The sequence below is a fragment of the Nocardioides okcheonensis genome, assembly GCF_020991065.1.
Classification (GTDB): Bacteria; Actinomycetota; Actinomycetes; order Propionibacteriales; family Nocardioidaceae; genus Nocardioides; species Nocardioides okcheonensis.
This window is the reverse complement of record NZ_CP087710.1, coordinates 2505529-2518161: the sequence shown is the minus strand read 5'-3', so window position 1 is coordinate 2518161 and position 12633 is coordinate 2505529. Positions and strand designations below refer to the sequence as shown.

The following is a 12633-nucleotide window of genomic DNA, read 5'->3' as shown; positions in this document are numbered from 1 at the left end:
CGCGGATCACACCCGGCGCGATTCACGGGAAGGGTGCGCGGGCCGATAGCGTTGGGTCCACAGACGCCCGGCCGGTCTTGCCCCGGGCGCAGGTGGACGCCCCGGCGCCCCCTTCCCCAGACAGGGGCACGTACGCCGCCTGGCCCACGGGCCGCGGCACACGGTGGCGAGACGCCAACCGAAAGCAGTCACATGACCTTCGCCGACCTCGGCGTTCCCTCCTCGCTCGTCCGCGTGCTGGACCAGCAGGGCATCACCACCCCCACCCCGATCCAGGCCGCGACGCTGCCCGACAGCCTCGCCGGCCGCGACGTCCTCGGCCGCGGCCGCACCGGCTCCGGGAAGACCTACGGCTTCCTCCTGCCGCTGGTCGCCCGCCTCGACGCGTCCAAGCTGCCGGCCATGCCGCGCAAGCCGCGCGCGCTGATCCTCGCCCCGACCCGCGAGCTGGTCGGCCAGATCGAGGCCTCCCTCGCGCCGCTGGCCAAGGCCACCGGCCTCACCACCCGCACCGTCTTCGGCGGCGTCGGCCAGAACCCGCAGGTCACCGCGCTCAAGAAGGGCGTCGACATCGTCATCGCCTGCCCCGGCCGGCTCGAGGACCTCATGCAGCAGGGCTACGCCGACCTGTCCGCGGTCGAGATCACCGTCCTCGACGAGGCCGACCACATGGCCGACCTCGGCTTCCTGCCCGGCGTGCGCCGGATCATGGACAAGACCCCGCAGTCGGGCCAGCGGATGCTCTTCTCGGCCACGCTCGACAAGGCGATCGACGTGCTGGTGAAGCGCTTCCTCACCGACGCGGTCACCCACGAGGCCGACTCGGCGCAGTCGCCGGTGGCCACCATGCACCACCACGTGCTGCACCTCTCCCGCGAGCAGCGGGTGCCGGTGCTGGTCGACCTCACCAGCGCCCCCGGGCGCACGGTGGTCTTCACCCGCACCAAGTACGGCGCCAAGGCTCTCGCCCGCCAGCTCAACAAGTCGGGCGTGCCCAGCGTCGAGCTGCACGGCAACCTGTCGCAGAACGCCCGCACCCGCAACATGGAGGCGTTCCACGCGGGCACCGCGACGACGCTGGTCGCCACCGACATCGCGGCGCGCGGCATCCACGTCGACGACGTCTCGCTCGTCGTCCACGCCGACCCGCCGGTCGAGCACAAGGCCTACCTGCACCGCTCGGGCCGTACGGCGCGCGCCGGCAACGAGGGCACCGTCATCACCCTGATGACCGACGAGCAGGTGCGCGACGTGCGCGACCTGACCCGCCAGGCCGGCATCAAGCCGACCACGACCAAGGTCCACGGCACCGACCACCCGGTCCTCGCCCAGCTCGCCCCCGGCGAGCGGACCCTCGTGCCCGGCGGTCTCGTCGTCGAGGCGCCCGCGTCCACCGGTGGTGGCGGCCGCTCCAACGGCGCCAACGCCCAGCGCAAGCGCGCCCGCCGGTCCGGTGCGACCAACGGCCAGTCGCGCCGCGGCAACCCGACCACCTACACGAGCGAGACGCCCGGCTCGGGCGGCTCGAAGGGCGGCTCCAACGGCGGCTCCAACGGCGGCGGCCAGCGCCGCCGCTCGGGCGGCCCGTCCGGCGGTGGCGCCCCCAGCGGCGGCGGCAACCGTCGTCGCCGCAGCGTGGCGGCCAGGGCGGCCAGTCCAGCCAGTCCGGCCAGGGCTCGCGCAGCGGCGGTGGCCACAGCGCCGCGTCGTTCAGCGGTCGCCGCTGAGCGAACCGACTGATCGCACCGGGCCCGACCCGTGCCCCCAGGGATGGGGTGCGGGTGCGGGCCCGGGTGCTTGGATCGACGCATGCGCAGCATGGGGGTCGAGGAGGAGCTGCTCCTCGTCGACGCCAGGACCGGCCGGCCCCGCAACCTCGCCCGCGAGGTGGTCCGCGCCGCGCAGGCGCGTGAGGCCGCGGCCCCCGCGCCGAGCGACGGCCGCGGCGGCTCCCTCGGCCACGAGCTGCACAAGACGCAGGTCGAGACCGACACCCCGCCGCTGGAGAGCCTGCCCGCGCTCGACCACGCCCTGCGCGCCTGGCGCGAGCGGACGCGCACCGCGGCCCTCGAGGTCGGCGCCCGGGTGCTCGCGTCGGGCACGTCCCCGCTCGCCGGGGACAGCTCGGTCGAGCGCAGCGACCGCTACGACGCGATGGCCCACCGCTACGGGCTGATGATGGCCGAGCAGCTGGTGTGCGGCTGCCACGTCCACGTCGACGTGTCCGGGCCCGACGAGGGCGTCGGCGTGCTCGACCGGATCCGGGCGTGGGTGCCGCTCCTCCTCGCGATCAGCGCGAACTCGCCGTGGTCGCAGTCGGTCGACACCGCCCACGAGAGCTATCGCTGGCAGATGCAGATGCGCTGGCCCAGCGCGGGCCCGCTGCCCGTGCTCGGGTCGCCCGACGCCTACCGACGCTACGTCGACGCGATGCTCGCCACGGGCGTGCCGCTCGACGAGGCGATGGTCTACTCCGACGCACGGCTGTCGGCGCTGCACCCGACGGTCGAGATCCGCACCGCCGACGTGTGCCTCGACGTGCGCGACGCGGTGCTGGTCGCGGCCCTGTCGCGCGCCCTGGTCGAGACCGCCGCGCGCGAGTGGGCCGAGGGAGTCGAGCCCCTCGACGTGCCGGCGCCGATCCTGCGGCTGGCCGGCTGGAAGGCCGGGCGGCACGGCCTGGCCGGCGAGCTGGTCGACCCGCCGAGCGGCACGAGCCGCCCCGCGGCCGACGTGCTCGCGACGCTGCTCGACCACGTCGGCGACGCGCTGCACGACACCGGCGACCACGACCACGTGTCGCGCGGCCTCTCCCGGCTGCTCGACGACGGCACCGGCGCGCGGCGCCAGCGCGAGCTGCTCGACGCCGCCGGCCCCGACGACGAGGACGCCCTGTCGCGGGCGGTGGTCCGGCTGAGCCGGATCACGGTGGGCGAGTGAGGCTTCCTAGAGTGGTGCTCATGCGCACCTGGATCCGGCGCTCGCTGTGGGACGTGGTCCCGCGCGACCAGCGCGACAGCGACACGGCGTTCCGCAGGCGGCAGATGGTCGCGGCGGTCGTCGTCCTGGTCGGTGCCGCGATCCTCGGCTGGTCGCTGCGGCTCGAGCCCGGCGGCGGCACCTTCTACGTCGCCGCGGTCGTGCTGGCCGGCGTCTGGGCGGCGGGGGCGTTCCTCTCCGGCCGGCTCCACCTGGGCCGGATCGCCGAGGGGGAGGCGTTCGTGCGCCCGGTGGTCGCGCCGGTCCTGCTCGGCCTGCTGCTCGTGGGGGTGTTCGTCCTCGGCTCGCTCGTGGTGCGCGAGATCGACCCGCTCGCCGACTACGTCAGCTCGGTGCTGGCCTACGCCGACGAGGGCTCGCTCACCGTCCTGGCCGTCATCACCTTCGTCAACGGCATCGCCGAGGAGCTGTTCTTCCGCGGCGCGATGTACGCCGCGATCCCGCGGCACCCGGTGCTGTGGACGACCCTGGCCTACGTCGTCGCGACGCTGGCGACCGGCAACGTGATGCTCGGCTTCGCCGCCATCGTCCTCGGGGCGGTCTGCGGGCTCGAGCGTCGGGCCAGCGGCGGCATCCTCGCGCCGATCCTGACCCACATCACCTGGTCGCTGTCGATGCTCTTCCTGCTGCCGCTGCTGTTCTGACGGCTCCGGCCTAGAGGGTCCCGGCCGCCTGCGCCTCGGCCCGCTCGGCCAGCGCCCGGCGCACGGCCTCGCGGTAGGTCAGCGGGTCGCCCGGCACCACGTCGCGGATCGAGGTGTCCTTCACGACGACCTCGGTCGACATCGAGTCGATCAGGTTGCGGCCGGTGGTGACGTCGACGTCGGTGACCAGCGCCAGCCAGCGCGACGACAAGCCGGGGGTGAGGAGGGGCAGGACGACGATCGGGAGCTTGCGGCCGTTCATCGCCAGCGCCACGCCCTGGAGCATCTCGCGGTAGGTCAGCGTCTCCGGCCCGCCGATCTCGAAGACCCGGCCGTGGGCCTCCTGCTGGCCGACCACGCCTGCGAGGTAGCGGACCACGTCGTCGATGGCGATCGGCTGGGTGCGGGTGCCGACCCACTTCGGGACGACCATGGCGGGGAGGTTCTTCACCAGCTGGCGGGTGAGCTCCCACGAGATGCCGCCGTGGCCGACGACGATCGCCGCGCGCAGCACCGTGACCGGGACCCCGTCGCCGCCCAGCAGGCCCTCGACCTCGCGGCGCGAGCGCAGGTGGGCCGACAGCTCCTCGGAATCGTCGCCCAGTCCGCCCATGTAGACGATCTGCTGGAGACCGGCGTCCGACGCCGCCCTGCTGAAGTTGCGCGCCGCCTCGGCGTCCTTGCGCTCGAAGTCGGGGTCGTCGAGGGAGTGCACGAGGTAGATCGCGACGTCCACGCCCTCCAGTGCCGCGGTCAGCGACGCCGGGTCCATCACGTCGGCGCCGACGGCCTCGCCCGGACCGTCGTAGGACTCCGGGCGGCGCGTCATGGCACGCACGTCGTGGCCGTCCTCGACCAGGGCAGGGACCAGGCGGCGCCCGATGAAGCCGGTGGCGCCGGTGACGAGAACAGTGGGCATGCCACCACTCTCTCAGCCGGGTCCGCAGGACCGCCTCATCCCGACGAGTGCGCCACCCGCCGTCGGGCGTCGAGGCGCGACATGGCCGGGGTCGCCGTCACCCCGTGCAGCAGCACGGAGGCGATGACGGCGAACGCGACGGTGGACCACAGCCAGTCCTCGCCCGGCACGTCCTCGTGGGAGGTGGCGTACGCGAGGTAGTACAGCGAGCCGACGCCGCGGACGCCGAAGAAGGCGACCGCGAGCCGCTCGCCCCGGTCGAGGCCGCCGTCGAGGTGCTCGTCGCGGGCGGCCACGCTCACCGAGAGCCAGCCGACGAGCGGGCGCACGACGAGGAGCAGCGCGAGGGTGAGCACCACCCCGCGCCAGTCGAGGTGCTCCAGCAGGCCCTGGGTCATCGCCATCCCCAGCACGAGCAGCACCAGCAGCGTCATCAGCCGCTCGAGGCGGTCGACCACGGCGTGCATGGCGCGCTGGTAGGCGTGGCCGCGCTCGGAGGCACGCAGGGTGGTCGCGCAGACGAAGACCGCGAGGAAGCCGTAGCCGCCCACGACCTCGGCGCCCCCGTAGGCCGCCATCAGCGCCGCCAGCGCCAGCAGGGGCTCGCCGCGGTCGGCGAGGCGGAGGTTGTCGCTGCGCGCACGGAACGCCTGGCGGCCCAGCAGCCGGCCGGCGACCACGCCGACGAGCACGCCGAGCGCGATCTTGCCGACGACGTACCAGCCGAACCAGGCGCCGGCGTCGGCCAGCGTGAAGCCGCCGGCCAGCAGCAGCAGCGCGAGGTGCACGAACGGGAAGGCGAGCCCGTCGTTCATGCCCGCCTCGGCGGTGAGGGAGAACCGGATGTCGTCGTCCTCCTCCGGCGCGTCCCCGCCCTCGGACGGCTCGAGGTCGTCGGTGAGCGGCTCGCCGACCTGCACGTCGGAGGCGAGGACCGGGTCGGTGGGGGCGAGCACCGCGCCGAGCAGCAGGGCGACCGCGGGCGCGAGGCCGGCGGCCCACCACCCGAGGAGCGCCATCGCGCCGATCGTGAGCGGCATGGTGACGGCGAGCAGCCGCCACACCGGGGACCACTTGCGCCACGACCACCAGGACCCGACGTGGAAGTGCCGGTCGATGGCCAGCCCGACGCCCATCAGCGACACCAGCACGGTGAACTCGGTGACGTGGGTGACGACGGTGCGGTGGTCCTGCGGGTCCAGGCTCACGGTGTCGGCGACCGGCAGCAGCCCGATCAGCATGCCGACGGCCACGAGGACCATCGGCGGGGAGATCGCGATGCGGCGGGTGACCTGCGGGAGGACGATCGCGAGCAGCAGGGCCAGGCCGAGGAGGAGGTAGACGACGCCGGTCGTCATCGGCGGCTCATCGCGTGGGGGCGCGCCTGTCGTAGGCCGCCTGGCTCTCGTCGATGGCCTGCTCGTAGGCCGTCACCAGGCCGGCGATGGTCAGCGGCTTGAGCCGGTGGATGAACTCGCGCAGCTGCTCGGCGGTGTAGCCCGCCTCGCGGAACTGCGGCCAGACCTTGGTGCGGACGATCTCCGAGAGCTCCTCGGCGACCTGCCGCCCGTGCTCGGCGTAGACCTCGGCCACCGCCTCGGCGGCCTCGGGGGAGATGCCCATCCCGGACAGGTCTCCCGAGACGTCAACCTCGCGGTCGCCGGTGACCGGCGCGAGGAGCGAGAGGTGGCGGGCGATGTCGGACGGCGTCGCGGTGGCGGGGATCTGCTCGACGTAGCGCTCGATCGCCGACAGCGTGAACCCGTGGCCCTGCAGCTCGCGGACCAGCTCGAGCCGGGCGACGTGGTCGGGGCCGTAGTAGCCCGAGCGGCCGCGGCGCACGGGCGGGGGCACGAGGCCGCGCGAGGCGTAGAACCGGACGTTGCGGGCGCTCACGCCCGTGCGCTCGGTCAGCTCGTCGAGGCTCAGCAGGTCGACGGCCTCGTCGGGCCGTTCGTCGAGCCCACCTTCGATCGCCACGTACCCATCCTCTCGCCCCGCGCCCACGATCCGCATTCGGGGCGGGTGACGCAGGACACACCTGTTGGACTGTGACAGCAATGCTGTCACAATCGCTGGCATGGCAGAAGCATTCGTCTACGACCACCTCCGCACGCCTCGCGGCCGGGGCAAGGCCACCGGCTCGCTCCACGAGGTGAAGCCGGTCGACCTGGTCGTCGGACTCCTCGACGAGCTCAAGACCCGCAACCCCACGCTCGACCCGGCCCGCGTCGACGACGTCGTGCTCGGGGTCGTGACCCCCATCGGCGACCAGGGCGGCGACATCGCCAAGACCGCCGCCCTCAAGGCCGGCTACCCCGAGACCGTCGCGGGCGTGCAGCTCAACCGCTTCTGCGCCTCCGGCCTGGAGGCCGTCAACCAGGCCGCGCAGCGCGTCCGCTCCGGCTTCGAGGACCTGATCGTCGCCGGCGGCGTCGAGTCGATGAGCCGCGTGCCGATGGGCAGCGACGGCGGCGCCTGGGCGATGGACCCGGCCACCGCGCTCCAGACCGGCTTCGTGCCGCAGGGCATCGGCGCCGACCTGATCGCCACGATCGAGGGTTGGGGCCGCGCCGACGTCGACGCCTACGCCGCCGAGTCCCACCACCGCGCCGCGAAGGCCTGGGCCAACGGCTACTTCGACGACGCCGTCGTGCCGGTGAAGGACCTCAACGGCGTCACCGTCCTCGACCGCGACGAGACCGTCCGCCCCGACACGTCGGTCGAGGGCCTCGCCGGGCTCAAGCCGTCGTTCGCCCAGATCGGCCGCGACGCCGGCTTCGACGACGTGGCGCTGGAGAAGTACCACTGGGTCCCGGCGATCGACCACGTCCACCACGCCGGCAACTCCTCGGGCATCGTCGACGGCGCGGCCGTCATGGCGATCGGCACCGAGGAGGTCGGCGCTGCGCTCGGCCTCACGCCGCGCGCCCGGATCGTGTCGACCGCCGTGTCCGGCGCGGACCCGACGATCATGCTCACCGGGCCCGCGCCCGCCGCCCGCAAGGCGCTGGCCCGCGCCGGCCTCGAGGTCGACGACATCGACCTGTGGGAGATCAACGAGGCCTTCGCGGCCGTGGCGATGCGGTTCATGCGCGACATGGGCATCGGCCACGACGTCACCAACGTCAACGGCGGCGCCATCGCGATGGGCCACCCGCTCGGCGCCACCGGCGCGATGATCCTCGGCACCCTCGTCGACGAGCTCGCCCGCCGCGACCAGAAGCGCGGCCTCGCCACGCTCTGCGTCGGCGGCGGCATGGGCATCGCGACGATCGTCGAGCTGGTCTGACCCTTCCGCCCGTTCCGGGTCGTCGTCCCCGCCGCCGGGGGGTAGTCCAGTGAGATCTGGCTGCCCCCGGGCCCGGATCACGACCGATTCTCACTGGACTACCCCGCCAGACAGGACTCCCATGAGCACCACCACCACCACTGAGACCGCCGTCCGCTACGACCGCGACGCCGACGGAATCGTCACCCTCACGCTCGACGACCCCACCGCCAGCGCCAACACCATGAACGAGCTCTACCAGGCGTCGATGCAGGCGGCCGTCCAGCGGCTGCAGGACGAGGTCGACGACGTCACCGGCGTCGTGCTGGCCAGCGCGAAGAAGACCTTCTTCGCCGGCGGCAACCTCAAGAGCATGGTCACCGCGACCCCGGACGACGCGCCGGAGATCTTCGCGATGAGCGAGGCGGTCAAGGCCAGCCTCCGCGCGCTGGAGACGTACCCCCGCCCCGTCGTCGCGGCCATCAACGGCGCCGCGCTCGGCGGCGGCCTCGAGATCGCGCTGGCCGCCAACCGCCGCATCGCCGTCGACGACCGCTCGGTCAAGATCGGGCTGCCCGAGTCGACCCTCGGCCTGCTGCCCGGCGGCGGCGGGGTCACCCGCGTCGTACGCATGCTCGGACTCCAGTCGGCGCTGATGGACGTGCTGATGCCCGGCACCCAGTTCGACCCGAGGGGCGCGCTGGCGAAGGGCCTGGTCGACGAGCTCGTGGCGACCCGCGAGGAGCTGGTGCCGGCCGCGAAGGCGTGGATCCTCGAGCACCGCGACGACGAGGACGCCGCCCGCAACCCGTGGGACCGCGCCGGCTACAAGATGCCCGGCGGCACCCCGAGGACGCCTGCCCTCGCGCAGTTCCTGCCGGCCTTCCCGGCGCTGCTGCGCAAGCAGACCAAGGGCGCCGTCTATCCCGCGCCCCGCGCGATCATGAGCGCGGCGGTCGAGGGCGCGCAGGTCGACTTCGACACCGCGTCGCGGATCGAGACCCGCTACTTCACCGACCTGGTGGTCAACCAGCAGGCCAAGAACATGATCCAGGCCTTCTTCTTCGACCTCCAGGCGATCAACTCCGGCTCGCTGCGCCCCCAGGGCGTCGAGCGCTGGCAGGCCACGAAGGTCGCGGTCCTCGGCGCCGGGATGATGGGCGCCGGCATCGCGTACTCCTGCGCCCGCGCGGGGATGCAGGTCGTGCTCAAGGACGTCTCCCTGGAGGCGGCGGAGCGCGGCAGGGCGTACACCGAGAAGCTCAACGCCAAGGGCGTGGAGCGCGGGAAGATCACCCAGGACAAGGCCGACGCGCTGCTGGCCCGGATCACGCCGACGGCCGACGCCGCCGACCTGGCCGGCTGCGACCTGGTGATCGAGGCGGTCTTCGAGGACCCGTCGCTCAAGGCGAAGGTGTTCGCCGAGGTCGCCGCGCACGTCGACGCCGACGCACTGCTGTGCTCCAACACCTCGACGCTGCCGATCACCGAGCTCGCCACCGGCGTGGACCGGCCGGCGGACTTCATCGGGCTCCACTTCTTCAGCCCCGTCGACAAGATGCCGCTGGTCGAGATCATCCGCGGCGCGGAGACCTCGGACGCCGCGCTGGCCAAGGCGTACGACGTCGTCCAGCAGATCCGCAAGACCCCGATCGTCGTCAACGACTCGCGCGGTTTCTACACCTCGCGCGTCATCGGCACCCAGATCAACGAGGGCCTCGCGATGCTCGCCGAGGGCGTCCACCCGGTCTCGCTGGAGCGCGCCGCCACCTCGGCCGGCTTCCCGGTCGGGCCGCTGCAGATCAGCGACGAGCTCAACATGGAGCTGATGGCCAAGATCCGCAAGGCCACCGAGGAGGCCGCGGCCCGCGACGGCGTCGACCTCGGCGACTACCCCGCGGGCGACGTCATCGCGACGATGATCGACCTGGGTCGCCCGTCGCGGCTGAAGGGCGCCGGGTTCTACGACTACGACGAGTCCGGGCGGCGTACGACGCTGTGGCCGGGGCTCGCCGAGCACTTCCCGGTCGCCGAGCAGCAGGTCCCGATCCGCGACATGCGCGACCGGATGCTGTTCATCGAGGCGCTCGAGACCGCGAAGTGCTTCGAGGAGGGCGTCATCACCTCCGCGGCCGCGGCCAACATCGGCTCGATCATGGGCATCGGCTTCCCGGCCCTCACCGGCGGTGCGGCGCAGTTCATGACCGGCTGGCAGGCACTGGACGAGCACGGTCGCGGCACCGGCCCGGTCGGGCTGGCGGCGTTCCTGGCCCGGGCCGACGAGCTGGCGGACGTCTACGGCGAGCGGTTCCGCCCGACGGCGTACCTCCGCGACCTGGCCGCCTCCGGGGGCTCCTTCCCCGCCTGACCGAGCGGGCACTTCCTCGCGCTGCGGGGCGCTGACCGGGCACTTCCTCGCGCTGCAACGGCGAGGAAGTGCCCGGTCGGTGCGCGCCAGCGCGAGGAACTGCCCGGTGGACGGGTTCCAGCGCGAGGAACTGCCCGCTCGATTCGGCTGTCAGGATGCGCTCGCTCGGGGAGACTTCTCCGGTGAGCACTCCCGCCGTCGTCGTGCGCGACCTGCATGTCCGCTTCGGTGACGTCGAGGCCGTCTCGGGGGTCGACCTGAGCGCCGCCGCCGGACGGGCGACCGCGCTGCTCGGGCGCAACGGCGCGGGCAAGTCGACGACGATGAAGGTGCTCGCCGGCGTCGTGCCGCCGACCGCCGGCTCGGTCACCGTCGCGGGCCACGACGCCGCCACCGACCCGCTCGGCGTGAAGCGGGCCGTCGGCTACTGCCCCGACGTGGGCGGCCTGGTGCCGCGGGCGACCCCGTGGGAGCACCTCCAGCTCTCCGCCCGGCTGCGGCGGATGGACGACTGGGAGGGACGCGGGCGCGACCTGCTGGAGCGCTTCGAGCTCGGCGACGTCGCCCACCGCGTGGTCGGCGGGTTCAGCCACGGCATGAGCCGGCGGCTCAGCGTCGTGCTGGCCGCGCTCCACGAGCCCTCCGTGCTGCTGCTCGACGAGCCCTTCGACGGCGTCGACCCGATCGGTGTCGACGCGACCCTCGAGGTCGTCGCCGACGCCTGCGCGCGCGGCGCCTGCGTCCTGCTGTCGACCCACCTGCGCGAGCTCGCGCTCGAGGCGTGCGGCGAGGCCGTCGTCCTGCGCGGCGGCAACCGGGTCGCCGCGATGCAGGCCGGCGACCTCACCGGCGAGGCCTACCGTGCGCTCCTCGACTGACGGCTGGCTCGGCGCCGCGACCGACGCGCGGCACCTCGTCGCGTTCCGTGCCCGGACCGTGCGGCGCCGGGTGGCCGCGACGTCCGGCGCGCTCGTCGTGCTCGCCCTCACGGTGGTCTTCGCGACGGTCCCCGCCGCGATCGCGGACGCCTCCCGCGCCGCCGAGGTCCGGGGCGCGGACGGCGACCTCGCGACCGCCTTCGACGACCTGCTGTCGGTGCTGACCGGCAACCTCGGTCCGGCGTTCGTCGGCTTCATGGCCCTGGCGGTGACCGCCGCCGTCGGCAGCGGCGGCGGGCGCGAGCTGCTCTCGCGCAGCGAGGCCGCGATCCACCCGGTCGGTCCGACCACCGAGCACCTCGGCGCGCTGGTGCTCGCCCCCGTCAACCTCGCGTGGCTGGTCCAGATGTGGGGCCTGCTCGCCGTGACGGCGCTGGTCACCCCCGAGGAGCACCTGCTCGGCGCGCAGGTCGTGGTGGTGGCGTGGGTGCTCGCCGCGACCGCGGTGGGGCAGGCGGTCGGCTGGGCCGTCGAGGGCGTACGCCGCACGCCCCGCGGGGTCCTCACGGTCCGGGTCGGCGGCCTGCTGCTCGCGCTCCTCGTGGGCGGCCTCCAGCTCGCGGGATGGCTGCTGCCGGCCGTGAGTGCGCTCCCCACGACCCGGCTCACCGAGGTGATGCAGACGTCCGCCTGGCCGCTCGCGGTCGTCGTCCTGCTGCTCGTCGCCGCGGTCGCCGTCGTGGTGGGGGCCGTCCCCGCCGCCTGGGCCCTCGGCCTCCCGCCGCGCGAGGAGCTGCGCGTCCAGTCGGGCGTCCACGAGGCGCGCCCGGCGCCGCGCCCGCGCTGGGGCACCCCCGAGGCGGCGCTGCTGCGTCGGCTCGACCGCGGGTCGGTGTGGCGCTCGGTCGGGATGCGCCGCGGCCTGCTCGTGCTCGGCATCGGCCCCGGGCTGGTGGCGCTGGTCGCCGGGCTGCAGTGGAGCTCGGTCATGCTGCTGCCGGGACTGACCGCCAGCGGCGCGGCGCTGCTCTTCGGCGTCAACGCGTGGTGCCTGGACGGCAAGGGCATGGTCTGGCGCGAGACCCTGCCGGTGCCGGCCGCGCTCGTCTTCGGCACGCGGGCCCGCGTGGTCGCCGAGTGCCTCGCCGGCGTGTCGGGCGTGACCCTCCTGCTCGCGCTGCTGCGCAACGGCGTACCTCCCCTGGTCACCGGGCTCTCCGTCGCCGCCTGCTGGGCGGTGGTGCTGGTGCAGGTCCTGGCGATCTCGATGAGCTGGTCGGTGCGCTCGCCCTACGCCGCCGACCTCTCGTCCCCGCGCGCCACCCCCGCGCCGCACGCGGCGATGGCCGGGTACGCCGGTCGGCTCTCGCTGGTCACCACGATCACCGCGATGCTCTTCACCGCGGCCGGCGCGCTGCCGTGGGCCTGGCTGCCGCCCGCGCTGGCCGTCCCGTTCCTCGCGTGGTCGACCCGCCGCCTGGTGCGCGCGCGTCGGCGCTGGCTCGCCGACGACGTCCGGGCGCAGGTCGTGCTCACCGTCGCCGCCGTCTGAC

10 protein-coding genes are annotated in these 12633 nt (G+C 73.9%); 7 read left to right on the top strand and 3 right to left on the bottom strand.

The features are described from left to right. Positions 1-192: 192 nt before the first annotated feature. The 3 genes from LN652_RS12190 to LN652_RS12180 all read left to right on the top strand — a co-directional run bounded on the left by LN652_RS12190 (position 193) and on the right by LN652_RS12180 (position 3644). A complete protein-coding gene (locus LN652_RS12190; RefSeq protein ID WP_230440900.1) occupies positions 193-1740 on the top strand; it encodes a DEAD/DEAH box helicase in 1548 nt (515 codons plus the stop codon). 69 nt (positions 1741-1809) lie between these two features. Then, positions 1810-2940, top strand: coding sequence for a carboxylate-amine ligase (locus LN652_RS12185; protein ID WP_230440899.1), 1131 nt, complete (start codon positions 1810-1812; stop codon positions 2938-2940). Positions 2941-2960: 20 nt separating this feature from the next. Next, positions 2961-3644, top strand: coding sequence for a CPBP family intramembrane glutamic endopeptidase (locus LN652_RS12180; RefSeq protein ID WP_230440898.1), 684 nt, complete (start codon positions 2961-2963; stop codon positions 3642-3644). 10 nt (positions 3645-3654) lie between these two features. Here LN652_RS12180 and LN652_RS12175 read toward each other — a convergent pair whose 3' ends face one another. The 3 genes from LN652_RS12175 to LN652_RS12165 are packed head-to-tail and all read right to left on the bottom strand — an operon-like array spanning position 3655 to position 6543. Beyond that, on the bottom strand, positions 3655-4563 hold the full coding sequence (locus LN652_RS12175) for an NAD(P)H-binding protein (protein WP_230440897.1): 909 nt from the start codon (positions 4561-4563) through the stop codon (positions 3655-3657). A gap of 35 nt (positions 4564-4598) precedes the next feature. Beyond that, positions 4599-5921 carry a cation:proton antiporter gene (locus tag LN652_RS12170; RefSeq protein WP_230440896.1) on the bottom strand — a complete coding sequence of 441 codons (1323 nt, stop codon included), beginning with the start codon at positions 5919-5921 and terminating at the stop codon, positions 4599-4601. 7 nt (positions 5922-5928) lie between these two features. After that, entirely contained in the window at positions 5929-6543 is a 615-nt protein-coding gene (locus LN652_RS12165) for a helix-turn-helix domain-containing protein (RefSeq protein WP_230440895.1), read from the bottom strand. Between the two features lie 100 nt (positions 6544-6643). Between LN652_RS12165 and LN652_RS12160 the strand changes: the two genes are divergently transcribed. The 4 genes from LN652_RS12160 (at position 6644) to LN652_RS12145 (ending at position 12632) form a co-directional block, all read left to right on the top strand. Then, on the top strand, positions 6644-7855 hold the full coding sequence (locus LN652_RS12160; protein WP_230440894.1) for an acetyl-CoA C-acetyltransferase: 1212 nt from the start codon (positions 6644-6646) through the stop codon (positions 7853-7855). A 121-nt stretch (positions 7856-7976) separates the two neighbouring features. Next, on the top strand, positions 7977-10202 hold the full coding sequence (locus LN652_RS12155; protein ID WP_230440893.1) for a 3-hydroxyacyl-CoA dehydrogenase NAD-binding domain-containing protein: 2226 nt from the start codon (positions 7977-7979) through the stop codon (positions 10200-10202). A 182-nt stretch (positions 10203-10384) separates the two neighbouring features. Then, positions 10385-11080 (top strand): ABC transporter ATP-binding protein, encoded by a 696-nt coding sequence (locus tag LN652_RS12150; protein ID WP_230440892.1) that lies wholly within the window; start codon positions 10385-10387, stop codon positions 11078-11080. Beyond that, positions 11064-12632 (top strand): hypothetical protein, encoded by a 1569-nt coding sequence (locus LN652_RS12145; protein ID WP_230440891.1) that lies wholly within the window; start codon positions 11064-11066, stop codon positions 12630-12632. Before LN652_RS12150 ends, LN652_RS12145 begins: the two co-directional genes overlap by 17 nt. The last annotated feature ends 1 nt before the right edge of the window (position 12633 follow it).

Excerpts from the sequence above, each read along its gene's own strand:
- LN652_RS12190 (WP_230440900.1), top strand. The coding sequence starts at position 193 with ATGACCTTCGCCGACCTCGGCGTTCCCTCCTCGCTCGTCCGCGTGCTG.
- LN652_RS12185 (WP_230440899.1), top strand. The coding sequence starts at position 1,810 with ATGCGCAGCATGGGGGTCGAGGAGGAGCTGCTCCTCGTCGACGCCAGG.
- LN652_RS12180 (WP_230440898.1), top strand. The coding sequence starts at position 2,961 with ATGCGCACCTGGATCCGGCGCTCGCTGTGGGACGTGGTCCCGCGCGAC.
- LN652_RS12175 (WP_230440897.1), bottom strand. The coding sequence starts at position 4,563 with ATGCCCACTGTTCTCGTCACCGGCGCCACCGGCTTCATCGGGCGCCGC.
- LN652_RS12170 (WP_230440896.1), bottom strand. The coding sequence starts at position 5,921 with ATGACGACCGGCGTCGTCTACCTCCTCCTCGGCCTGGCCCTGCTGCTC.
- LN652_RS12160 (WP_230440894.1), top strand. The coding sequence starts at position 6,644 with ATGGCAGAAGCATTCGTCTACGACCACCTCCGCACGCCTCGCGGCCGG.
- LN652_RS12155 (WP_230440893.1), top strand. The coding sequence starts at position 7,977 with ATGAGCACCACCACCACCACTGAGACCGCCGTCCGCTACGACCGCGAC.